A 23,826-nucleotide genomic window follows, 5' to 3' on the forward strand; every position below is an offset into this window, starting at 1 on the left:
GGCGGTTTTTGACTACCATCCAGCTACACCCTGCCTCAATGCTGCCGCGACCATGCTCATCCGCACACGTCACGTTCGCCGCTTTACCGGAAGGTTTATCGGACGCTTCGGCGCCTCGTCGCGAGCCCTCGTCACGGTGATGGCGTTCGCCATGACCGCCTGCACGTTCACGCCGCCAACCCGCCCGGCCCTCACGATACCGCCCGCCGCCATCAACAGCGCGACGCTCGATCAGTATCGCGACGCCGTCGCGCGACGCATCATCGAACGCAATCCGTCCTATGTGTTGCGCGGCACGCCGCAAGCCATGCTGCGTTCGCTGGTGGTGGTGTCGTTCACGGTGGATCGCAACGGCCGCGTGCTGCAGTCGTCGGTGTATCGCACCAATGGTGACGACGAAGCCGAAAGCACCGCGCTCGCCACCTTGCGACGCGCTTCGCCGCTGCCGCAACCGCCCGGCAAATTGCTCGACGGACGCGGCCAGCTTGAACTGTTCGAAGACTGGCTCTTCAACGACGACGGCAAATTCCAGTTGCGCGAACTGGCCTCGCCGCAAGCGCAAACCATCGACTGACGGCGCGGTCCTGTGCAGAGCGCATGCGTGAGCTCCCTGCACCGCCCTGCCGGGCCGAGCCCGCAGCCGCCCCAAGCTCGCTATAATTTTGCGATTCCCTGCGCCGGACCTATCCGGCATGGCTCACACCGCCCGCTCACCCGCCGGCGCGGCATCGGCCCGATTACCGCGTTGTCGCGCTACCCGCACGCGTCGCGCAAGCCCCTGGTTATTCCCCTGGTATCACCGCATTCCCGCGCGAACACGGCCAGCCGCCGTTGTAAGCTGTTGCTTCGTCGCCCCCGCCGCAGGTGGCCGCACCTCAGTCCACGTCCGACGCCGACGCCGAAGCAAGCCCGAACGAACCCAAACAGAGATGCCGCCCACGTGCGCGCCGCCGCTTCAAGACTCACGGCGCTCGCCGGCATCCACGACAAAAGGAGACCTTGCATGTCCACTTCGCCGATTTCCGCGGCCCAGCCCAATGCGGCCGGGCAGAACAGTAGCGCGCGGATCATCTTCGCGAGCTTTATCGGCACCGCGATCGAGTTCTACGATTTCTATGTCTATGCGACCGCCGCCGCGCTCGTGATCGGACCGGTGTTTTTCCCGCACGGCTCGGCGACCGCTCAGGCGTTGTCGGCCTTCGTCACGTTCGGCATCGCGTTCGTCGCTCGGCCAATCGGCTCGTTCCTGTTCGGCCATTTCGGCGACCGGATCGGCCGTAAATCGACGCTGGTGGCTTCGCTGCTCGTGATGGGTGTGTCCACCACGCTGATCGGCTTCGTGCCCGGCTACGACTCGATCGGCAGCCTCGCGCCGATCCTGTTGTGCGTGCTGCGCTTCGGGCAAGGCATCGGTCTGGGCGGCGAATGGGGCGGCGCCGCACTGCTCGCCACCGAAAACGCGCCGGCCGGCAAACGCGGCTGGTTCGGCATGTTCCCGCAGCTCGGGCCGTCGGTCGGTTTTCTGGCGTCCAACGGTCTGTTCTTCGCGCTGGCTCTGTCGTTGAGCGACGAGCAGTTCCGTAGCTGGGGCTGGCGCGTACCGTTCCTCGTCAGCGCGGTGCTGGTTGCGCTCGGTTTGTACGTGCGTTTGAAAATCGCCGAAACGCCGGCCTTCAAGGCCGCGATCGAACGCAAGGAACGCGTCAAGGTGCCGATCGCGACACTGCTGTCGCAACACTGGCTGCCCACGCTGCTCGGCGCGCTCGCCATGGTGGTCTGCTACACGCTGTTCTACAACGCGACGACGTTTTCGTTGTCGTACGGCGTCTCGGTGCTGCATATTCCGCGACCGACGTTCCTCGGCATGCTGTGCATCGCCGTCGTCTTCATGGCGCTCGCTACGCCGCTGTCGGCCTGGGCCGCGGACCGCTACGGGCGCAAGCCGGTGCTGCTCGTCGGCATTGTCGCGGCGATCCTGTCGGGCTTCACGATGGCGCCGCTGCTCGGCAGCGGACAGACGCCGCTGGTGCTGCTGTTCCTCGTGATCGAGCTGTTCCTGATGGGCGTGACCTTCGCGCCGATGGGCGCGCTGCTGCCCGAGCTGTTTCCGACCAACGTGCGCTATACCGGTGCAGGCGTGTCGTATAACCTCGGCGGGATTCTCGGCGCGTCCGTGGCGCCTTACATCGCCTCGGTGCTGGCGGCGCACGGCGGCCTGCCGTGGGTCGGCGCGTATGTGTCGATCGCCGCGGCGGTCAGCATGATCGGCGTGCTGTGCATGCGCGAAACGCGCGACACCCAACTGATGTGACGCGAGCGACGCAAGGCGGGGGACTTCTGAGTAAATTCCCTGCCTTGCGCGTCTTTTTGACTTGCCTATACTCAACTTCAATAACCCTAAGGCAAGCAGGGAGGCTCGGATGAACGTTCATCTCCACAACGCGGATATCGTCATGATCATTGCGCTGGCGCTACTGTGCTCGCTGCTGCTGGCCTTGCGCTTTCGCCCCGCCACCTGGAAAGGCATCGTGATCGAAGCGCTGGCCGCAAACGCGGCCGCCATCACGGCGGTCATCGCGTTCGAAATGCTGCTGGCGTGACGGCTTAGCGATAGTAGCCGCCGTGATGGTAGTAGCCGTAGCCGCCGCCGTAGTAGTAGCCGGGGGCCGGTGCGACGATGCAGCCGCCGAGGGCCGTGGCGAGCAGAGTGCCTGCGATCAGGGTCAGGATTAAGCGTTTCATATTGTTCTCCATCGAGTCAGATTCATTCGAGCCGAAACCCCGAATGATTTGATTGGACACGATGGCGCCTCGCGCGGGCGTTGCCATTTGTAAAGGAAGATCACGCGGGCGTTACAGGTTTGGGCCTCGCGTTTTCGCGTTATCCGACGCGGCGCCTTGCGAGACTCACATCAGAGGAAAACACCGCCTATACTGGGTTGACCATCAATATCCGGCGCATGCCTTGCTGGCTGCGGTTACGCGGCGCGGCAACCTGAGCGTGGATGTTGCAGCGACCCATTTACGCGCCGTTGAACACGGTTAGGCGGGCGAATCAAAGCGTCACGACTCGAGCCGTAGACGATTAGGTGCTCAACGAATAGCGACAGTTTTAACAGACGTGTAATGCGCGCGCAGAGCCGCAAACCGACTTCGACGCGCGCTACGTGTTCTTCGCGATGATTCCTCTCCGCCCGTTGTTCCCCGACGCGGGCGTTTTTTGGAGGCGCAACGTGGCAGCGTCCGTTCGCTCGGGCGGACTGTGCGTCGCGCCTCTTTTCTTTTTCAGCAAACGATTGCGCTGCGACGCAAGAAGAAACGCTCAGGCCGCCGAATCGTGATGATGCAGGGCCACGTCGTGCGGCTCGGTGTGGACGTAGTCGATCGCTTCGAGCGCGTCGCTGACGGACGGCATGGCGCCGCCGTCGCCGATCGAGATCGAGCGGAACGGCGCATGGATACCGCAATGCGATGGCGAGGTCGCCACGAAGATCATCACGGTGCGCTTGAGCAACGCGTGCGCCAGATGGACGAAGCCGGTATCGGTGCCCACCACCAGCGCGCAGGCGTCGATCATTTGCGCGATTTCAGTCACGCTCATTTTCGGCAACACGGTCGAGCCCGGCACCTGGGCGGCGATCTGCTCCGCCTCGGCGCGCTCGCCTTCCGAACCCCACGGCAACACCACCTTGAAACCGCGCTGCGCCAATTCGCGGCCAACCGCGGCCCAATGACTGAGCGGCCATTTTTTGTCGTCTTTCGAGGTGGCGTGAAAGAACGCCGCTACCGGCGCGGTCTCACCGCCGAACGGAGGTTTGGCCGGCTCGGGCAAACGCAGGTTGTAGATGGGCGGGCCTTCCACGACATAACCCAGCGCCTCGCTCGTGCTCACGCGCATGCCGTGCCACGCATCGCACTGCGGACGCGGGCCGAAGCGCCCGGTGTACGCAAACGCGGCGCCACGCTCGCCCAGATCCTGGTTCTGATAGCCGATACGCCGCGACGAACGCGTCAGAAAGGCGATGATCGCGCTCTTGTAGACACCATGAATGTCGACGACATAGTCGTAGCGGTACGCCCGCAACTCGGCGATCGACGCCGCGATCGCCTTGAAATCGGCCCAGCGGCGGGCTTTTTTGAAGCGCCGCAACGGCGCGGACAGCACGCGGTCCACGCTTTCGCTCCAGTGCACCACCTCGGAGAAGGATTCGTCCGATGCCCAGTCCACCTGAACGCCGGGGAACGCGCGCTTGATATCGGCGACCACGGGCAACGCCTGTACGATATCGCCGAGTGAAGTGACCTTAACGATAAGGACTCGCTTCAGCATCATTGAGGACCTATTAGTTGTTCGAACGTCAAACTATTTTAGCCGACGAATGGATTAATCTTGACCGAAGCCGGCAGCACGCAAACATGTCATTAATACAATGCATTACATCGTCAACCTTACAATAGACCGTTTGCGTACGTTTCAAAATACTTTCTCCCGGTTTTGATGCGTCTGCGGCCCCTATAATTCACCTTTTGCGCCAGCACACGGCTCACCTCTCATGTCCCGCGCTTACCCTCTTCTTTCTTCCGGAATCGTGCGTCGCGCGAGACGCCTGTGGCGGCAATACGGCATTTTCTGGCTCGGCGCGATCGCCGTCGGCCTGGTGGCCGTGCTGTATGCCCGATTGATCGATTGGGGCTACGGCGAATTTCGCACGATGCAGCAACAGCACGTGTGGGCGCCGCTGATCGTGACGCCCGCGGTCGCCGCACTGGCGGTCTGGCTCACGCGCAAATTCTTCCGCGGCGCCGAAGGCAGCGGTATTCCGCAAGTCATTGCCACGCTGCATTCGAAACCCAGTGAGTACGGCGCGCGCCTGCTGTCGTTCCGGATTCTGTTCGGCAAGATCGCCGTGTCGTTCCTGGCGATTCTCGGCGGCTTCACGATCGGTCGCGAAGGGCCCACCGTGCAGGTGGGCGCCGCGCTGATGTTCAATCTGCGGCGGCTCTATCCGCGTTCGAACGCGCTGATCGAGCGGCAACTGGTACTGGCCGGCGCGGCGGCGGGTCTGTCGGCGGCGTTCAACACGCCGCTCGCCGGGATCGTCTTCGCGATCGAAGAGCTCACGCGCAGCTTCGAAGCCCGCGCGAGCGGCGTGCTGATTACCGCGATCATCATCGCCGGTGTGATCGCGCTCGGCTTGAACGGCAACTACACCTATTTCGGCACCATCCAGATCGGCGCGCATTTCCCCGATCTGCTGGCGCTCGCCGTGCTGCTTACCGCGATCGTCACCGGCATCGCGGGCGGTGTGTTCGGCTGGCTGCTGCTGAACACCGCGCGCTGGATTCCGGCGCCGCTGCGTCAATTGCATGGCGAGCGGCCGGTCGCGTTCGCCGCGCTGTGCGGTTTTGCGATCGCGGTGGTCGGCCTGATCTCGGGCGGCACGACTTTCGGCAGCGGCTATGCGGAAGCGCGCGGACTGCTGGACGGACATGAGCATCTGTCGGTGTTCTATCCGTTTCTGAAAATGATCTCGATGGTCGGCTCGTATTTGCCGGGGATACCGGGCGGCATCTTCGCGCCGTCGCTGTCGATCGGTGCAGGCTTCGGCAATCTGCTGCACATGGTGTTCGGCTCGATGCAATTGCCCATGCTGATCGCGCTGGCCATGGTCGGCTATCTGGCCGCCGTCACGCAGTCGCCGATCACGTCGTTCGTGATCGTCATGGAAATGATCGACGGTCACGCGCTGGTGATTTCGCTGATGGCGACCGCGTTGATTGCGAGCCGCGTCGCGCGTCTGTTCGCGCCGCCGTTGTACGAGTCGCTGGCGGAGCGCTATATGAAGCCGCTGCCGCAACCGGCACCCGCGCCCGTGCCGGAAGTCCCCGAGGTCGAGGCGCCGGAACCCGTGGTCGTCAATGAAGCCGACGATGCCGACGAAACCAACAATACGGCGGAACATAAAACCCGGGACAGCGTTCAAGGCCTCACTGAAAACAACGCCAAGAACGACGCTGAAAACGGCACCGACACACCGCGTCAATAAACCACGACGCCCGGCGCGCGCACCACCAAAGGCCGCGCCGGTACAACGACACAACCGGCCAGCATCATCGCCAGCATGGCGATCAGAAGCAGATTCTTTTTCATCACTCGAGTCCTGAAAGTCTAGGGAAACGAAACGCAGGCGCGCGCATCCGCGCGAGGCGCATGTGCGGCGCCTGCGTGCTCTTTGTGTTCAATCGGGGAGAGGCGGCGCGAGCGACTCGATTAGCTCAATCGGCTTGAGCCGCGCCGCGCCAGTCACGCTGAAGGGAGGCGATTAAGCCCAGTGGCCTGCGACCCAGTGGTAATGCGGACCGAATGCGTCCCAGTGGCCCGGCACCCAATGAAAGCCGACGCGTTCGGCTTGCCAGTGACCTGCGGCCCACACATAGCGGCCATGGTCCCAACGCCAGTGACCGTGATCCCACACATAGCCGACGCGCGCAGTCGGTACGACTTCGTAACGCACGGGCGGCGGCGCGTTCGGCGCGATCACCACGACTTCTTCGGCCGAAGCCGATCCCACGGCAGCGACGCCGGCGGCGATCAGAACGGTGTTGGCGAGCAGCACACGCAAGGTCTTGTTCATTTTTCCCTCTGTAGTTGGACACCGAATACGGCGTTATCCGTTTAATGCGCGAGGGGTCGAACTGGCTGACGGCGGCCGTGTAACGGTCCACACGGAAATGCTACGGATTATTTCGCGGAGTGGAAAAGCAGCGAGAAAAGCACGAGGTGAACGGCGGGAAATGAGAAGCGTGGGATAAAAAGCGGAGAGTGAAAAGCGCGGAGAAAAAACCGCGCGCGGCAGAGCCGGCGTTCGCGCGCCGCGTCACATGATGCTTATGCAACACGGACGCGACGCGTCAACCGAACTGAACCGATGAGAACCGCCCAGCCGCTTACGCCGCCGGCGCTCCGGCTTGCGGTATCTCGATCTTGACCTCGAGCACTTCGAGGTCGTCCTGGCGTTCAAGACTCACGCGAATATCGTCGTCGGAGATCTTGACGTACTTCGAAATCACGGCCACCAGTTCGCGTTGCAACGCAGGCAGGTAATCGGCGGGCGCGTGGCCGCCGGCGCGCTCGTGCGCGATGATCAACTGCAGGCGTTCCTTCGCTACCGACGCGGACTTCTTCTTCTCGCCCAGCAAAAACGAAAGAATCGACATGACGTGCGCTCCCCTTACTTGGTGCCGAAGAGGCGCTGCAGCAGCCCGGGCTTCTGGTAATCGGTAAAGCGAAGCGACTTCTGCTCGCCGAGGAAACGCGACACGACGTCTTTATAGGCTTCGGCCACATCGGTACCGTCGAGGTGCACGGCCGGCAGACCCTGGTTCGATGCGTGCAGCACCGCTTCCGACTCCGGGATCACGCCGATCAGATCGATACGCAGAATTTCCTGGATATCGGTCAGCGACAGCATTTCGCCTTCGCTCACGCGCTTCGGGTTGTAGCGGGTGATCAGCAGGTGTTCCTTGATCGGATCCTTGCCTTCGATCGCGCGCTTGGTCTTCGACGACAGGATGCCGAGAATGCGGTCCGAGTCGCGTACCGACGACACTTCCGGGTTCGTCACGATCAGCGCTTCGTCGGCGAAGTGCATGGCGAGCAGCGCGCCCGATTCGATACCGGCCGGCGAATCGCAGACGATGTATTCGAAGTCCATCGCGATCAGGTCGTTGATGATCTTCTCGACGCCTTCCAGCGTCAGCGCGTCTTTATCACGCGTCTGCGAGGCCGGCAGGATGAACAGGTTCTCGCACTTCTTGTCCTTGATCAGCGCCTGGTTCAGGTTGGCTTCGCCCTGGATCACGTTGATCAGGTCGTACACCACACGGCGCTCACAGCCCATGATGAGGTCGAGGTTGCGCAGGCCGACGTCGAAGTCGATCACGGCGGTTTTGCTGCCCCGCAGTGCGAGGGCCGATGCAAAACTCGCGCTCGTGGTCGTCTTGCCCACGCCACCCTTGCCCGAAGTCACCACAATGATTTTTGCCATTACCCTTACCTTGTGTTCGTCAAATTCGTCAATTATGTGCGGCCCTCTTTGCCCTACCGTGCCGTGCTGCGCCGCGTGCCGTTGATTCGCTCAGGGCAACGCGCGCGTCGCGCCGGTTACGTGAGCCGCAGCGGTTCGATCATCAATTTCTCTTCGTCGAGCCAGATCTGCACCGGCTTGCCGTGCACGTCGGCCGGCAGCGGGTTCTCGGTCGTTCGATAGATACCTGCGATCGAGATGAGTTCCGGCTCGAGACACGTGCAGAAAATGCGCGCGTCGTGATTGCCCTGCACGCCGGCCAAAGCCCGGCCACGCAACGGCGCGTAAATATGGATATTGCCTTCCGCGATCACTTCCGCGCCGTAGCTCACGAGGCCGAGCACGACCAGATCGCCCTTCGCGTAGATCCGCTGGCCGGAGCGCAAGGGCTTGTCGACCACCGTGGTTTGCGACGACGTGGCAAGACGCACCGGCTCGGCGGCGGGCACGGGTTCGACCGTGGCGGCGCTGGCGGGCGTACCGTCGGGCGGCAGCAGACTTGCCTGAGCGTTGCCGTTGCCGGCGGTCGACGCAGCGGTGGCCGGGGTAACTGGGGCCGCCGCTGCGGCGTTCGCGGCCTCTTCCTCGGCGGATTTAGCGGTGCTGCCACGGCGGTCGCGCGCTTCCAGCAGCGGCAGCGCGGACTCGGCGGCCCACGTCTGATGCGGATTGGCGACCACGCCGACCGGCCGCATCCGCACGCTGTCGAGCAACTGCGCGATGTCGGCGAGCGGCACACGTTCCGTGTCGGCGAGGCGGCGCACGTCGATCGCGACGACGTCGTTGGCAAAGAATTCGGGGGTCGCCTCGAAGCGCCGGGTCAGCTCGGCACGCATCGCGTCGAGGTCGGTTGTCTTGACCACGAACAGGAGCGTATCGACCGAGCCGCTGCGGAGTTCGAAAAAGGGTGATTTCTTGGGCGACATAGCGTTCGGCAAAAAATTTTGCGTATTTTACAGGCGTCCACGCGCGCGGCCAGTTTTTTTGCCGTGGCAACGGGGAGCCACCGATGACGGTGCCGAAGACACCGCCACGAACGCTGCACAGACGCGGAGGGGAATCGAGCGGCAGGCTGCTGCGCCGCTCGCGAGATCACTGCTGAAATACCTGGGACGTGGTCGGCACGTGCCGCACCAGCAGACTTTCGGCTTGTTCCGGCGCGCGCTGAACGCGCCGGTGTTCGCCGGTCGGACCAAAGCCGAGCGCTTCGTAAAAGCGCATGGCGTTGCGGTTGGCGTCGGCGACCCACGCATAGATTTCCGTGGCGCTTTCGCTCGCGAGCCAACTGCCGGCCGTGTCGACCAGCAATTCGCCGCCACGCAGATGACGCACGGCCGGCGCCACCCACAGTTCGCAGACGAACGCGCGGCGTGCCGCGCTGTCGTCGAAATGCGCTTCGATCAGCCCGGCGGGATGGCCCTCGGTGTAGAGAATAAAAGTGGCGACGGCAAACGACACCGCGCGCTCGGCGGCGGTGGCGTCGAAACTGGCGACATCGGCCGACAACGCGTCCTCTAGCGTAGCGCCGAAGGCATACGGCGCCTCCCGCAGCGACGCGGTACGGAGTTCGCGAAAAACGGCGCCCTGATCAGCGGCGATACGGCGAACGGTCAATGACGGACTCATGCAGACGAAAACCCCTTGAAACCCTAAGGCGTAGCTTTAACCGAACCGGCGTGCGAGTCAAATCATTATTGACCGGATTTGACTCGCACGCGAGGTTTGATACGAGACGTGCGCACATCGAGCAGGCAATTCACGCGCCCGGCATGCAGAGCGCGTGTGATCGATGCAGCGCGCAACCCACGTTCAGGTTGCGCTCAAGGCGCTTCGTAACTGCCGGTGCCATCCGGCCAGGGGGTGAGGAGCTCGTAGCCGTCGTCGGTGACGGCGATCATGTGCTCCCACTGTGCGGACAGCGAGCGGTCTTTGGTGACCACGGTCCAGCCGTCGCGCAGCACCGTGGTGCCGGCGCGGCCCGCGTTGATCATGGGTTCGATCGTGAAGACCATGCCGGGCTTCAGGCGTACGCCCTGCCCCGGCTGGCCGTAGTGCAGCACCTGCGGGTCTTCGTGATACACCTTGCCGATGCCATGCCCGCAATAGTCGCGCACGATCGAGAAGCCGTCGCGTTGCGCCACTTTCTGGATCGCATGGCCGACGTCGCCGAGCGTGGCGCCCGGCTTCACTTCGCGGATGCCGGCAAGCATCGCTTCATAGGTCGTGTCGATCAACTGGCGGCCTACCGTGCTCGGCTGACCGACGCAATACATGCGGCTGGTGTCGCCGAAATAACCGTCTTTGATGATCGCGACGTCGATGTTGACGATGTCGCCGTCTTTCAGCACTTCAGCGCGATTCGGGATGCCGTGGCACACCACCTGGTTGACCGAGGTGCACACGGTCTTCGGAAAACCCAGATAGCCGACATTCGCCGGAATCGACTTTTGCGTATTGACAATGTAGTCGTTGCACAGCGCGTCGAGCTCCTCAGTGGAGACGCCGGCCTTGACGTGCTCGCCGATCATCGCCAGCACGTCGGCCGCGAGGCGACCCGAAATGCGTAACCTGGCAATGTCGTCGGGAGTCTTGTAGGTAATGGCCATGAATTCAGTCGATGGGGTTCGATGGTTCAAAGGACGCTGCGTAATCACATGCCCGCGCGTCCCGCTCTGCATGACCGGCGTGGCCGCCCTGCCGCCTGAAACGGCATGGCGAACCGGCCTACGCCGGCGATCGATCGGCCAATTGTACAGAGGATCGCGCGCCGGCCTCCGCGAACCGGGTCGAACTTGCCAGTCGGACACTTTCGCGCCGGGCGCCACGCGCCGCAAAAAATCCATCGACCGGTACGCGGCGCGCGATGCTGCAAACGCACAAGGAAATCTTTTGTGAGGTTTGCATCTACTCGCAGTTTCGTTCCGTAAAGGCGGGTGAGGACTCGCTTCTTCTGCCTGCATCGATTAGTTCTTCTCAGAAGAACCGAGGCCTCTTTGCGTCCGCGTTTTTGCGTTTTGCAACGCGTGAACAGCAGTCGAGCGCGTGGTTGCATCGCCAGTCCGCGGCATAGGCAGCGAACCAATTGAGGAGCACAGCCATGTCGGAGTCCAGCAGCAAATCAGCAGAGCTTATCGATGCACTCGATCGCCGGGTCGAACGGCGTTTGCAACGCAGACAGTTTTTCCGCAACGCCGGCGGCCTGGGTCTGGGCCTGGTCGGCGGCACGCTGATCAGCGCGTGCGGCGGCGGTTCGGGTTCGAGCGTGTCGGCTCAGACCGCGCCGACCGATCCGGAGATTCTGAACTTCGCGCTGAATCTGGAGTACCTCGAATCGCAGTTCTATACGTACGCGACGACAGGCGCCGGCTTGGCGGCCAGCATGACGGCCGGCGTCGGCACGATGGGCACCGTGATCCCTGGCCAGCAGGTGCCGTTCCAGGATCCCGTGGTGCAGGCGTATGCCAACGAGATCGCCAACGACGAACGCGAGCACGTCGCGTTCCTGCGCAGCGCGCTGGGTTCGGCGGCGGTGGCGATGCCGTCGATCGATATCGGCGGCACCGATCCGAACGGCGCGTTCTCGAACGCGGCGCGCGCGGCGGGCCTGGTCGGCGCGGGTGTCGCGTTCAACCCGTATGCGAGCGACAACAACTTCCTGCTCGGCGCGTTCATCTTCGAAGATGTGGGTGTGACGGCTTATAAAGGCGCCGCGCCGCTGATCACCAACAAGACCTTCCTGTCCGCCGCAGCCGGCATTCTGGCGGCCGAGGCGTATCACGCGAGTCTGGTACGCACGGTGCTGTATTCGAAAGGGATCGACATGACGAGCCTCGTCACGGCCGCCAACGCGATCTCCGCCGCCCGCGCCAGCCTCGACGGCGTCGGCAACGACGATCAGGGGATCACCGGCGCCACTGCCGGCACCTCCAACATCGTGCCGCTCGACAGCAACGGACTCGCGTTCAGCCGCAATTACAGCAACGTGCTCAACATCGTCTATCTGACGAGTTCGGTCGCGACCAAGGGCGGCTTCTTCCCGAACGGCGTGAACGGTGTGCTCAACATGAGCGCCTGACGCAAGCCGTTTGCTGCACCGGCAACGGGTCGCCGCGATGACGATCGCGCTCACCCGTTGGCCGGCCTTTCTCCGTATTGCCTTGAACGCTTGACGACGGACAGGAGCAGTCATGAACGAAGCGACAGGTCAGCCCACCGTGCCGCAAACCCTCACCGAGCAGGCGTGTTTCGACATTCGCGAAACGCTCGCGGGACGGCGACGCGGCCTGCGCGCGATGCTGCCGTTCGCCGGACCGGCGGTGGTGGCCTCGATCGCCTACATGGACCCGGGCAACTTCGCGACCAACATTCAGGCGGGCGCCGGTTACGGCTATACGCTGCTGTGGGTGGTGGCGGTGGCGAACATCGTCGCGATGCTGTTCCAGTCGTTGTCCGCCAAACTCGGGCTCGTCACCGGCAACAATCTCGCCGAGTTATGCCGCGCTGCGTTACCGCGCCGCTACGTGCTCGCGATGTGGGGCATCAGCGAAATCGCGGCGATGGCGACCGATCTCGCCGAGTTCGTGGGCGGCGCGATCGGCGTGTCGTTGCTCACGCATCTGCCGATGATCCCCAGCATGCTGATCACCGCCGCCGTCACCTATGCGCTGCTGCAGTTCGAAAAGCGTGGCTTTCGTCCGCTCGAACTCGCAATCGCGGCGCTCGTCGGCGTGATCGGACTGTCGTATCTCGCCGAATTGCTGATCGCGCCGGTGCATTGGCCGTCGGTCGTCAAACATACGTTCACGCCGGCCATGCCCGATAGCAATGCATTGACGATCTCGGTCGGCATCATCGGCGCAACCGTGATGCCGCACGTGCTGTTCCTGCATTCGGGACTCACGCAGAATCGCGTGACGCCGCGCAATGAAAACGAGCGCGGCAAATTGCTGCGGTTTTCGAATATCGAAGTGGTGGTTGCGCTCGGCGTCGCGGGGCTCATCAACATGGCGATGGTGATCATGGCGTCGAGCGCTTTTCATGCGGGTCACGCGGATATCGCCAGCATCGAAACCGCGTGGCGCACGCTTACGCCGCTGCTCGGCGGCGCCGCGGCGGGATTGTTTCTTGCGGCGTTGATCGCGTCGGGCGTGTCGAGTTCGGTGGTCGGCACAATGGCCGGGCAGATGATCATGCAGGGCTTTGTCGGCTTTCACATTCCCGTGTGGGCGCGGCGTTTGATCACCATGGCGCCGGCGTTCGCCGTCGTCGCGTGGGGCGTCGACGCGACGCGTGCGCTGGTATTGAGCCAGGTCGTGCTCAGTATTGCGCTGCCGGTGCCGATGATCGCGCTGGTGTGGTTCACGTCGCGCGGCGACTTGATGGGGCGCTACCGCAACCGTCGCTCGACGACGATCGCCGCCGTGGTCGGCACGATCGCGGTGTTGGCGCTGAATCTGGTGCTGTTGCTGCAGGTGGCGGGGATTTCGCCGTGGTGAGCGGCTGAGAGCGTCTTAGGCGCTGCGGGTCTGAGGCGCTGAGGATCTGGGGCGATGTGCCGCTGCATCCACTTCGCAGAAAGACACGTACATTGTTCGAACGAATCATCTCGAACGGATCGACTGTCATGCCTCGACGCCTGCTCACCCTGACCGCCGCGCTGGCGCTCGCCGCCCTGGGCGGTTGCAGCGCCACCGGTGTGCTCAACGCCGCCGTCTCGCCCAAGAGTTTCCACGCCGACGACGATATCGCCTACGGCGCCAATCCGCGTCAGAAACTCGACGTCTACACGCCCTCCGCCTCCGCGCCGCAAACTGGCGCGCACGGCCGTCCGGTCGTCGTGTTCTTCTATGGCGGCAGTTGGCAAAACGGCTCGCGCAGCAGCTATCTGTTCGTCGGTGCGGCCCTTGCCGCGCGCGGTTTCGTCGCCGTGGTGCCGGACTATCGGACGTGGCCGGAAACGGCCTTCCCCGGTTTCGTCGACGACGCCGCCAGCGCCGTGCGCTGGGCTCGCGATCACGCCGCCGAATTCGGCGGAGACCCGTCGCGCATCTTCCTGATGGGACATTCGGCCGGCGCGCATATCGTCATGCTGCTCGCTACCGACGGCCGCTATCTCGCCGCCCAGCAGATGAGCAAAAGCGACCTCAGCGGCGTGATCGGCCTGGCCGGTCCGTACGATTTCCTGCCGCTGCACGACGCCACGCTCGAAGACATTTTCCCGCGTGCGTTGCGTGCCGCGAGTCAGCCGATCAACTTCGTGCAGGGCGACGAACCGCCGATGTTCCTCGCCGCCGGCGAGCGCGACACGACCGTCGACCCGGGCAACACGGACCGGTTGGCGGCGAAGCTGCGTCTGGCGGGGGATAAAGAGGTGGAGGTGAAGCACTATCCGCGGATCGGCCACGCGATGCTGGTGGGCGCGATTGCCGGACCGTTGCGCGGTTTTGCGCCGGTGCTGGACGATAGCGTGGCGTTTATCAACAGTCAGGCGACGATCGCGGTGCGGCGGGACAGCACCACGCAGGCGCCTGATGTGGCGTCACAGTCGGCGCCGGTTTCACAGCCGTCCAGGTCCGACAACGTGATTCAAATGCGTCGCCGGATGAAGGCAGAGGCGGCGCCGTGCGAGGCGGCTTCAACGTCAGCATCGGCGTCGGCGTCGGCGTCGGCGTCAATGTCGCTCGCCGAAGCAACTTGCCCGAAACAGCGCACGCCGGGTCACGGCGACTGAACGGCTCACTCCCCGATCCCCAGCAAATGCTTGCGCAAGGTCGGCGCACGCGTCGACGGATCGAGCCAGATGCCGAAGAACGCCCGCGCGAACGCAGGATCGTCGAACTCGCCGGTCATGCGATCGCCGGCATAAAAGCGCACGCCCTTATCCGGCAGATTGACCGCGCTCAACTGATCGCCGGGCGCGACATCCACGAACGCCTGCATCATGTCCGCGCGCCAGCGCGCTAGCGTCTCGGCCGGAATCGGCGCATCGGCCAGACGTTTGATCTCGCCGATGCCCGTCTCCGCCAGCCGCTCACGCTTGATTCCGCGCGTATAGACAATGTGCAACGCAAAGCGCTCGTCGTAATCGACCGGCGTGCGTTCGCTCCACAGTTGCGCGCGATACAGCCGGAAGCCGAACACGGTGAAATCCCCTTCGCCGACGAGTTTCGCCGACTGCACGTCGCCGCGCCAATCGGCGCAGGCGGCGCCGGCCCACAGCATCAGCAGCACAGCGGCGAGCTTGCGCATGTCAGTCCGCCCGGACGAGCACGAACTGCATCACGTCCGTGCGGCCTTCGTCGAAGCCGGCCTCGCAATACGCCAGATACAGCCGCCAGGTCCGCACGAAAATCTCGTCGAAGCCCTGCGTCCGGATCGTATCGAGTTGCGCTTCGAACGCGCTACGCCAGCGGCGCAAGGTCTCCGCATAGTCGCGGCCGAATGCCAGCGACGTCGACGCCACCAGCTTGCCGCGCCGTGCCGCGTCGATGAAACGCTGCGGGCTCGGCAGCATGCCGCCCGGAAAAATGAATTCGCGGATGAAGTCGCTGGTGGCGCGATACGCGGCGAAGTGAGAGTCGTCGATTGTGATGGTTTGGACCACCGCGCGCGCGCCGGGCAGCAGACGCTCACGCAGAATGCTGAAGTACGTCGGCCAGAATTTCTCGCCGACCGCCTCGAACATTTCAATCGAGACGATGCCGTCGTATTGCCCGGTCAGCGTCCGGTAGTCACGCAGTTCGAGCTGCACATGCTCGTCGAGGCCCGCCTCGCGCACGCGTATCCGGCCGAATTCGAGTTGCGCCGGCGAGATCGTCACGCCATGCACCTGAATGCCCTGCCGCGCCGCATGCATCGCGAAACCGCCCCAGCCGCAGCCGATTTCCAGCACCCGCATACCCGCACGCAAACCGAGCGTATCGATGATGCGTTGATACTTCGCGTGCTGCGCGTCTTCGAGCGATTGATGGAAGTCGCCGTCGAACACCGCGCTCGAATACGTGAAGGTGGGATCGAGCCACTGCGCGTAAAACGTATTGCCGATGTCGTAGTGCGCGTGGATATTGCGCCGGCTGCCCGAGCGCGTATTCGGCCGCAGCTTGTGGCGCAACCCGTACCAGAGTTGCGCGAGCCAGCCCCCGTACACCGTGCGTTGCAGCGCACGTTCGTTGCGGATCGCGACACGCAGCAGCGCGGCGAGATCCGGCGTATCGACCCAGAACGAACGCCACGCGTCGGCGAAACCGATGTCGCCTTTGCGCAGAATCGCGCCGCACGCGCGCCAGTCACGCAACTCCAGACGCGCGCCCGGCGCCGCGTGCGGATCGCCGAACACATGCGGCTGGCCGTCGGGCGTGATCAGTTCCACATGCCCGACCTGAATCCGCTCGAGCAAGGACAGAAACAGACGGGCTGACGCGGGGGCGGAGGGGTGCCCGCTCAGGGTTCGGGAAAACGCCATGGCGCAATCTCCTCAATCGGACGAAATGGAACGCGCAGCGGTGGACGGTTGGCCCGCTGCGGCGTGGTCGGTGGATGCGTCGGCATTGCGCCCCGGCGCGGGATGTTTGCCGTAGAACGGCGCTTTCTTCAGCGCGAGGCGCACGGCCTGCCAATGAATTCTGGCGACGACGCCGAGCGTCAGCAGCGGCTGGCGCAGCAACGCGCCAAGCGCGCTGGCGCGCGTCAGCGGTTGCAGATGGCCACCCAGCGCGGTGCGGATCAGCAGACCGTCGGCGTCGCGGTAGTCGATCGCGACCGACGCGTGAAGCCGCGTCTCCCGGACGCGAAATGAGTAGCTGCCTTCCACGCGGCAAAACGGCGACACGTGCAGCACTTTTCTGCACATGAGTTGCGTCTCCGCGGTGATCGGCGCGTTGCCTTCGGCGCTCAACAGATAGCTGTGACGCGCGCCGAACGTGTTGCGAACTTCGGCCAGCAGCGCGCGCAGATTCCCGTCGCGGTCGTGACAGAACCAGAAGCTCACCGGATTGAACGCGTAGCCGAACACGCGCGGAAACGCCTGCAGCCAGATCCTGCCGTCCGCTTCGTCGATACCCGCCGCCGATAGTTGCGCGCGCATCCACACGGCGAGATCGCTGCCGTCGCGCGGACCATGGTCGCGCGTATGCAGACTGAGCGGCCGCCAGCGGTCGATACCGAACCAGCCGCTCGCGAGCGACGCCAGCCGGTCCAGATCGCAGCGCACGTAGAACACCGGATACGTGAAACGATGCGGCCGTGGTCGCAGACGCTCGTGCATCACCTGCCCGGTCAGGAGCCAGGCGGCCGGATCGACGCTGGCGCGGACGGCACTCATAGCTTCGCCCATGCCGGTGAAGCGTCGAAATCGGCGGCAACGCGCAGCGCCGATTTCAGGCCGTCCTCGTGAAAACCGTAGCCCGTCCATGCGCCCGCGAACCACGTGCGACGCTTGCCTTGCAACTGCGGCAGACGGTGCTGTGCATCGATCGCGGCCAGATCGAACAGCGGATGGTCGTAGACGAAGCGGCGCAGTTCGGTGCCGGGCGCGGGCTGCGTGACCGGATTCAGCGTAACGACCAGCGGCGTCTTGAACGGCAGCGGCTGCAACTGGTTCACCAGATAACTGACGCACACCGGATGCGTGCCGTCGACCCGGCGGCTGCCCAGGTAATTCCAGGCCGACCACACGCGTTGCCGGCGCGGCAGCAGGTTCGTATCGGTATGCAGCACGGCGACGTTCGGTTGATAGCGCACCGCGCTCAACACGCCGCGCTCGCCCTGATCGGCATCTTCCAGCAGACGCAGCGTGGTCGGCGCGTGGGTGGCGAACACCACGGCGTCGAAGCGCTGCGCGCTGTCGTCGGTAAAAATGTCGACACCGTGCGCGTCACGCCGCACGCCGCGCACGGCGGTGTCGATGCGCACATCGGTGAGCGTGTCGACGATGCGACGCACATATTCACGCCCGCCGCCGACCACCGTCCGCCACTGCGGACGCCGGTTCACCTGCAGCAACGCGTGGTTCAGGCAGAAGCGCAGGAACGTGGTGGCTGGGAACGCGAGAATGTCGGAGGTCGCGCTCGACCAGATCGCGGCGGCCATCGGCAGCAGATAGTGGCGTTGGAACGCGCCGCCGTAGCCGCCGGCCGTCAGCAGTTCGCCCATCGAGGCGCGCGTTTGCGTCGCGAGTTCGAGGTTCTGCTGGGCGCTGCCGTTAAAACGCATGATGTCGCGCAGCATGCCGATGAACGTCGGCGAGAACAGGTTGCGGCGCTGCGCGAACACGGTGTTCAGATTCGTGCCGGCCCATTCGAGGCGGCCTTCGTCGAGCGAGACCGAGAAGGTCATTTCGCTCGGGTGCGACTGCACGCCCAGTTCGGCGAACAGCGCGATCAGATTCGGGTAGGTGCGGTCGTTGAACACCAGGAAGCCGGTGTCGACGGGATGCGTGTGACCTTCGAGCGTGACGTCGACGGTATTGGTGTGACCGCCAATGTAGCCGGCCGATTCGAACAGCGTGACCTGATGGTTGCGTGCCAGCAGATAAGCGCTGGCGAGGCCCGAAATACCGCCGCCGATAACCGCGACCCGCGATCCGCGCGGTAGTGGGGTGGTCGGTGCCGGGTGGGTCATGGGCGCGTCTCCTGATCGAGGGGCGCGCGGTCGGTGAATGGGATGTAGCGGGGGTTGCGCGTCCTTGAGGGGATTTACGCAACGCGGACCGGAATGGATGCAGGCGTGGCGGAATTAGGGGGCTGATTCTGTGATGTGAAATGGGCGCAGCGGGATGACCCGTATGCGACCTGCTTCACGACGCCCTGCCCGTCTCGCGCCGGGCGGCGTGAGACGGGTGGCGGAACGACGCTCCGGCGATGCGTTTTAGCGCAGCGGGATGATCAGATGCTGGCCGATCAGGATCAGATTGGGGTTCGGCAGGTTGTTGCGCTTCTGCACGTCCACATAGCGGGCGCCGCTGCCCAACTGGCTGAGCGCGATGGCGTTCAGCGTGTCGCCCGAACGCACCACGTAGGTCTTCTCGCCGCCGCTTGCCGCGGTGGTCAGCACCTGGTCGCTGATGAAATATTTCCGCAGCAGATCGAGATACGCCGGCGACTGCTTGACCTTGGCGATGGCCGAGTTCAGGTAGATCAGCAGCGCGCTGTCTTCCTTGCGCACGCCGACCTTGTACGAGAGGTTCGAGCCGTCGAGCTTGGTGACCGCGAACTTCAGATCGGTGCCCTTGATCTCCGCGACGCCGAACGGATAGTCGTAGACGATCGCGTCGACCTGGTGGCCGTCGAGGAAGTGCGCCATCCACGAGCGCTGTCCTTCGATGCTTGCATCCGACAATTCGACGATCTTGCTGTCCGGGAAGGCTTTCTGCACGAACGCCTTCACGTCCGGGTCGCCTTGCAGCACGCCGACCGTCTTGCCCGCGAGATCCGCCGCGGAACGTACCGGCGAACCCTGCGCGACGATCAGCGAATAGCCGAAATCCTCCACATACGGAATCGAATACACGACGCCGCTCGGCGTGTTGTCGGCGAAGGTCAGGCCGTCCATCGCGACATCGACGACCGCGTTGCCCTGCTGGTCGGTCTTCGTGAGCTGATCGGGGACCGCAGGGTACGTGTCCACGCCGTGATGCGTGTCGACCGTGATGGTCGGATGATCGCCCGAGGTGAACTCTTTCTGCGCGAACAGCAGCTTGGCGAAGTCGACGTTGAAGCCTTGCGGCTTGCCGTTGTCTTCCGAATAGAACGGCCGCGACGGATTCTCGACGCTGACGCGTACGACGCCGTTGCTCAGGATCGACTTCAGCGTGTCCTTGTTGGGCACGAAGCCGTCGGGGTTGTTGGCGACGGGCGGCGTCGCGGCGGCGGTGGTGGCGCTGTTGCTGTTATTGCCGGTGCTGCCGCTGTTGCCATTATTACCGCTGTTGCCGGTGTCGATGCCGTTCACCGTGGCGGAGTCTTTGTTAGCGCCCTGCCCGTAGTTGAGGTTTTTCAGGCCGCCTTCGTGGATGTACCAACCAGCCGCCAGCAAAATCAGGAAAAGAACCGAACCCAGAATTTTCTTCATTTTTGGTCGAGTCGAGTTATCGGAAGGTGCGCGAAGGGTGCGCCGGAATTAGTGCGGCGCGGTCGGCGAGCCGATTTGCGGGGCGGGCGGCGTGAGCGTGCCCATTTCGGTGGCGGCCTTCGCCTGCTGCACTTCGGCGCTCTCCATCAGCGACGTTTCCATTTCAGAAAACGCTTTATTGACCGAGTTCATGACCGAATCAAGCGCGGCATCGGTTTTGATTTGCGCGAAGGTGTCGCTGGTCTGCATGCCGGCGATCTTGTTCATGCGTTGCGCGGACTGCGACATATCCCACAGCGCCTTGGCGCGGTCGATCGCGTCGGCGAAACGCTTGAGTTCGTCCTGTACCTGTTTATAGCGACCCTCGCGAAACGCGAGCAGCTTTTTCATGGTCGCCAGCTGGTTTTCGAAACGCGCGGCATCTTCCGGATATTGTTTTTTGAATTGCGCGGTTTTGTCTTCGAAGTTTTTTACTTCGGTACGGAAATCGGTGATGCTTTTCTTGAAGCGCTCGGCGCCTTCCTGTTTTTCGGCCAGTTCGTTGTAAAGCGTTTCGATCGGATTGGCTTTCGCTTCGTTCACGAACATCTTGACCTTCTGGTTCGCGAACTTCATGGCGAGCACGGGACCGAAGTTGATCGCGGCGAGACCGATGACCGCGGCGAGGATCAGGCCGACGAGGCCCTTGACCAGCAGGATGGCGAGCGGCGCGCCGATGGCGATGCACAACCCGATAATCGACCACTTGATGAGCTTGTACTTCGTGCTGCTTTTGGTCGCGTCAACGACCGTATTGCCGACTGACATGTGAATCCCCTTTTGAAGCCTGTTTTACAAAACTGCGTTTGCAAAAAAACTTACGGGACGTCTTTGTGGCTTGTGAACCTTGTGTGGCGTTATTACTTTGCGGTTGCGGGCTGGGTTTTTGGACTTCAGCGGGCAAACGCGGTATGACTTTACAACCACTAAGGCGACGGGGGAAGTGGGGGTGGTTTTGACGCGCGATCGGAAAGGGCTGGCAGGAATTCAAACGCTCGTTGATTCTGACGAAGTCACGTGGCGAATATTTCACAACGCTTTCACTGGAGTTCTAAGCGTGACGTTATGTTCTGATACGTCACGCCCATGCCGATTATCTTCTGCGTTCGCGCCGCCGGGCGGCGCTTCGCTCACGCTGGCGCTTTTGCCGGCGCGGCGAGCCATTCGCGGCCCTTCAGCAGGCCGTTCCAGTACAGCCACGGAAGAAAACCGGACTTCAGATGCCAGGCGAGCGCGCGAGGCACCGTTGGGTCGAGCGGGAACGTGGGCAGCAGCTTGCCGCCGTAGCCGAATTCCGCCAGCACGACCTTGCCTCTCTCGACCGTCAGCGGACACGCGCCGTATCCGTCGTAGAGCGCAGGCAATGGTTTAGCGTCGATCGACGCCAGCAGATTTTCCGCGACGACCACGATCTGTTTGCGAACCGCCGCGGCCGTTTTGGCGTTGGGCGCGGAACACGCATCGCCGAGGGCAAACACCTCCGGATAGCGCGGATGCATCAGCGTGGCGTGATCCACTTCGCACCAGCCGGTCTTGTCGGCGAGCACGCTGTTGCTGACCACGGCCGGCGGAAGCTGCGGCGGGACCACATGCAGCATGTCGAACGGCTTCTCGACACGAACGACGCCACCCGCCTCGTCCTTCACAGCGAACGTTGCGATCTTGCGAGCGCCGTCGACGCTGATCAGATTCGAGCCGAACGCCAGCGACGCCTGATAGCGCTCCACGTATTTCATCAACGACGGCACGAATGCCGCCACGCCGAACAGCACGTCGCCGGCCAGATTGAATTCGACCGAAACCTTGTCGAGCACGTGCTGCTTGCGCCAGTAATCGCACGACAGATACAGCGCCTTTTGCGGCGCGCCCGCGCATTTGATCGGCATGCCCGGTTGCGTGAAAAGCGCCTTGCCGCCCTTCAGTTCACGGACCAGTTGCCAGGTGTACGGCGCGAGATCGAACCGGTAGTTCGACGTCACACCGTTTTTGCCCAGCGTCTCTTCCAGCCCTTCGATCTTTTCCCACGCGAGCCGCAAACCGGGACACACGATCAAACGCTGGTAAGTCAGTGCGCGTCCGTTGTCGAGCCGAACAAGATGCTGTTCGGGTTCGATGGCGTTGGCGCTCGCTCGTATCCAATGCGCGCGCTCGGGCATGACGGACGACATGGGCCGCACGGTGTCGCCGATATTGAAGACGCCCCCGCCGACCAGCGTCCACGCCGGCTGATAGAAATGGCGCTCCGCCGGCTCGATGATCGCGATGCGCAATCCGGGACGGCGGCGCAGCAAGCTCGCCGTCACGCCGATGCCTGCGGCGCCGCCGCCGATCACCACGACGTCGAACGTTTCCGGGCTGTCTGAAGCTGCTGCAGTCGTACTCATCGCGATACCTTTGCTTCCGGAGGGTTGGGTTATGCCGGTCGACACGTTGCAGCGGTGGCCGGTGCCGTCGTCAGGCAGATAGGGTTCTGCCATGAACCGTTAAGCGCTGTTCAATGAAATTGATATCTCGACTCGAATTCTATCGCATTGAACACGCGATAACGATTCCGGCCGCCCTTCAAGATTTTAGATATAGTCACGGCGCATTTTTATTTTATTTCCAGATAGAAGGTAATACTCACTCATCGACACCCTCCACTTTCAGAATTACAAAAATAGAGCCACTTCTGTTACCACAATCAACTCTCGCATTAAGATTCACTTTAAATACCACAATTCGCCATCCTTTCAATAATTTATGCCATATACGTACCGGTTACGTAGTTTCCACGGATACGCCCCCGTCCTTTTAACGCGACAATTATCAAGACGTCGCGCGTTGCTTTCGGACCTGTACGAAACGGACGAACTGCCGCCAGACGAGGGAGCGCGCGCGGACTTTATATGCCCCACGCATTCATCTGCGCAACACGAGCGAAACATGAAAAAGAATCTTAAATTCCGCATCGGCGCCAGCTGGCTGTGTATCGAGAATGGCGACGAATCCGCGCCGGCGTATCCGGATTCGGTATCGGTCGTCTTACGGCAAAGTCAGTCGAACGGGCAGCCTGGCCGGCGTATCGAGATGACCCCGCACGTGCAGCGAAACGCCATCCTCGCACTGGGTCTGCGCTTACTCGATCTGGCGGGTCGCATGACGCCGGAAACGACGTCGTCGGACAGCGAATCGACGCCCAGCAACGCACCATCGCCGAGCCTGCTCGACGACCTCGATGCGACGGATGTTGAGCTTATCGAAAGCCTGCCGCACGAGGAGCCGGTCGATTTCGCGCGCGATGTCTCCCAGAGCGCAAAGCGCCTGCGTAAGCGCATGCCGATTCTGCGCGCTGCACAAAGCGTGCTTGAGCAGTGCAACGATGAGACTGCCACCCGTCTTTATCTGACGCTCGTTGCGGCGGACATGGATGGCAGCTTGCCAGTACGTGTACCTATCGTTGCCGAGTCGAGTTGGTCGCCATGTTTTGAACAATGTGTGAGAACACCGGACACGACGGAACACTGAAAATCATCAAAGCGATACGGATTTAATCCATAAGGCATGTTTAGTTGATCACGGATACCAAGACCCTGTAATCTGCAATCCGTCCGCCCGATTGAGCAAGCGTCGGAGCACCTATGACTCACCATGG

At 63.0% G+C, this 23,826-nt stretch carries 22 protein-coding genes and 1 pseudogene; 8 read left to right on the forward strand and 15 right to left on the reverse strand.

Annotated elements, in window-relative coordinates:
- Positions 1–139 precede the first annotated feature (139 nt).
- The 3 genes from FA94_RS14615 (at position 140) to FA94_RS14625 (ending at position 2,600) form a co-directional block, all read left to right on the forward strand.
- Entirely contained in the window at positions 140–574 is a 435-nt protein-coding gene (locus tag FA94_RS14615; RefSeq protein ID WP_231585121.1) for an energy transducer TonB family protein, read from the forward strand.
- Positions 575–1,003: 429 nt separating this feature from the next.
- Positions 1,004–2,311, forward strand: coding sequence for an MFS transporter (locus FA94_RS14620; protein ID WP_035552324.1), 1,308 nt, complete (start codon positions 1,004–1,006; stop codon positions 2,309–2,311).
- A gap of 109 nt (positions 2,312–2,420) precedes the next feature.
- A complete protein-coding gene (locus FA94_RS14625) occupies positions 2,421–2,600 on the forward strand; it encodes a hypothetical protein (protein WP_035552327.1) in 180 nt (59 codons plus the stop codon).
- A gap of 4 nt (positions 2,601–2,604) precedes the next feature.
- Here FA94_RS14625 and FA94_RS39140 read toward each other — a convergent pair whose 3' ends face one another.
- Together FA94_RS39140 and waaC are read right to left on the reverse strand one after the other, a co-directional pair.
- Positions 2,605–2,742: a hypothetical protein gene (locus FA94_RS39140; protein WP_179706336.1), complete on the reverse strand. Its 138-nt coding sequence runs from the start codon at positions 2,740–2,742 to the stop codon at positions 2,605–2,607.
- 580 nt (positions 2,743–3,322) lie between these two features.
- Positions 3,323–4,327, reverse strand: a complete 1,005-nt coding sequence (gene waaC / locus FA94_RS14635; protein ID WP_035562152.1) for a lipopolysaccharide heptosyltransferase I — start codon at positions 4,325–4,327, stop codon at positions 3,323–3,325.
- Positions 4,328–4,553: 226 nt separating this feature from the next.
- Here waaC and FA94_RS14640 point away from each other — a divergent pair, with 226 nt between their 5' ends.
- Positions 4,554–6,047, forward strand: coding sequence for a chloride channel protein (locus FA94_RS14640; RefSeq protein ID WP_231584959.1), 1,494 nt, complete (start codon positions 4,554–4,556; stop codon positions 6,045–6,047).
- A 276-nt stretch (positions 6,048–6,323) separates the two neighbouring features.
- Here FA94_RS14640 and FA94_RS14650 read toward each other — a convergent pair whose 3' ends face one another.
- From FA94_RS14650 to map, 6 genes are all read right to left on the reverse strand, one after another.
- Entirely contained in the window at positions 6,324–6,635 is a 312-nt protein-coding gene (locus tag FA94_RS14650; protein WP_035552335.1) for a YXWGXW repeat-containing protein, read from the reverse strand.
- Between the two features lie 313 nt (positions 6,636–6,948).
- Positions 6,949–7,218: a cell division topological specificity factor MinE gene (gene minE, locus FA94_RS14655; RefSeq protein ID WP_035552338.1), complete on the reverse strand. Its 270-nt coding sequence runs from the start codon at positions 7,216–7,218 to the stop codon at positions 6,949–6,951.
- Positions 7,219–7,232: 14 nt separating this feature from the next.
- Positions 7,233–8,048: a septum site-determining protein MinD gene (gene minD, locus FA94_RS14660; RefSeq protein WP_035552341.1), complete on the reverse strand. Its 816-nt coding sequence runs from the start codon at positions 8,046–8,048 to the stop codon at positions 7,233–7,235.
- Between the two features lie 116 nt (positions 8,049–8,164).
- Positions 8,165–9,013, reverse strand: coding sequence for a septum site-determining protein MinC (gene minC / locus FA94_RS14665; RefSeq protein ID WP_035552343.1), 849 nt, complete (start codon positions 9,011–9,013; stop codon positions 8,165–8,167).
- A gap of 166 nt (positions 9,014–9,179) precedes the next feature.
- Complete coding sequence (locus FA94_RS14670; protein WP_035552346.1) at positions 9,180–9,713, reverse strand: GNAT family N-acetyltransferase; 534 nt, start codon at positions 9,711–9,713, stop codon at positions 9,180–9,182.
- Between the two features lie 194 nt (positions 9,714–9,907).
- A complete protein-coding gene (gene map / locus FA94_RS14675; protein WP_035552349.1) occupies positions 9,908–10,693 on the reverse strand; it encodes a type I methionyl aminopeptidase in 786 nt (261 codons plus the stop codon).
- Positions 10,694–11,184: 491 nt separating this feature from the next.
- Between map and FA94_RS14680 the strand changes: the two genes are divergently transcribed.
- From FA94_RS14680 to FA94_RS14690, 3 genes and pseudogenes are all read left to right on the forward strand, one after another.
- Positions 11,185–12,162: a ferritin-like domain-containing protein gene (locus tag FA94_RS14680; RefSeq protein ID WP_035552352.1), complete on the forward strand. Its 978-nt coding sequence runs from the start codon at positions 11,185–11,187 to the stop codon at positions 12,160–12,162.
- Positions 12,163–12,274: 112 nt separating this feature from the next.
- Complete coding sequence (locus FA94_RS14685) at positions 12,275–13,582, forward strand: Nramp family divalent metal transporter (RefSeq protein ID WP_035552355.1); 1,308 nt, start codon at positions 12,275–12,277, stop codon at positions 13,580–13,582.
- A gap of 128 nt (positions 13,583–13,710) precedes the next feature.
- Positions 13,711–14,571, forward strand: a pseudogene (locus FA94_RS14690) (alpha/beta hydrolase); the annotation flags it as partial.
- A 251-nt stretch (positions 14,572–14,822) separates the two neighbouring features.
- Here the strand turns inward: FA94_RS14690 and FA94_RS14695 are convergent.
- The 7 genes from FA94_RS14695 to FA94_RS14725 form a co-directional block, all read right to left on the reverse strand.
- Positions 14,823–15,335, reverse strand: coding sequence for a chalcone isomerase family protein (locus tag FA94_RS14695; RefSeq protein WP_035552357.1), 513 nt, complete (start codon positions 15,333–15,335; stop codon positions 14,823–14,825).
- A gap of 1 nt (position 15,336) precedes the next feature.
- A complete protein-coding gene (locus FA94_RS14700) occupies positions 15,337–16,548 on the reverse strand; it encodes an SAM-dependent methyltransferase (RefSeq protein ID WP_035552360.1) in 1,212 nt (403 codons plus the stop codon).
- A 12-nt stretch (positions 16,549–16,560) separates the two neighbouring features.
- Positions 16,561–17,406, reverse strand: coding sequence for a DUF1365 domain-containing protein (locus FA94_RS14705; RefSeq protein ID WP_035552362.1), 846 nt, complete (start codon positions 17,404–17,406; stop codon positions 16,561–16,563).
- Complete coding sequence (locus FA94_RS14710; RefSeq protein ID WP_035552365.1) at positions 17,403–18,704, reverse strand: NAD(P)/FAD-dependent oxidoreductase; 1,302 nt, start codon at positions 18,702–18,704, stop codon at positions 17,403–17,405. Before FA94_RS14710 ends, FA94_RS14705 begins: the two co-directional genes overlap by 4 nt.
- 246 nt (positions 18,705–18,950) lie before the next feature.
- Complete coding sequence (locus tag FA94_RS14715; RefSeq protein ID WP_035552368.1) at positions 18,951–20,153, reverse strand: transporter substrate-binding and LysM peptidoglycan-binding domain-containing protein; 1,203 nt, start codon at positions 20,151–20,153, stop codon at positions 18,951–18,953.
- Between the two features lie 48 nt (positions 20,154–20,201).
- Positions 20,202–20,960 (reverse strand): hypothetical protein, encoded by a 759-nt coding sequence (locus FA94_RS14720; RefSeq protein WP_051980579.1) that lies wholly within the window; start codon positions 20,958–20,960, stop codon positions 20,202–20,204.
- Between the two features lie 362 nt (positions 20,961–21,322).
- Positions 21,323–22,576: an NAD(P)/FAD-dependent oxidoreductase gene (locus FA94_RS14725; RefSeq protein ID WP_035562161.1), complete on the reverse strand. Its 1,254-nt coding sequence runs from the start codon at positions 22,574–22,576 to the stop codon at positions 21,323–21,325.
- Positions 22,577–23,117: 541 nt separating this feature from the next.
- Between FA94_RS14725 and FA94_RS14730 the strand changes: the two genes are divergently transcribed.
- Entirely contained in the window at positions 23,118–23,699 is a 582-nt protein-coding gene (locus FA94_RS14730) for a hypothetical protein (RefSeq protein WP_035552370.1), read from the forward strand.
- Positions 23,700–23,826: the final 127 nt, after the last annotated feature.

The sequence above is a fragment of the Burkholderia sp. 9120 genome, assembly GCF_000745015.1.
GTDB lineage: Bacteria > Pseudomonadota > Gammaproteobacteria > Burkholderiales > Burkholderiaceae > Paraburkholderia.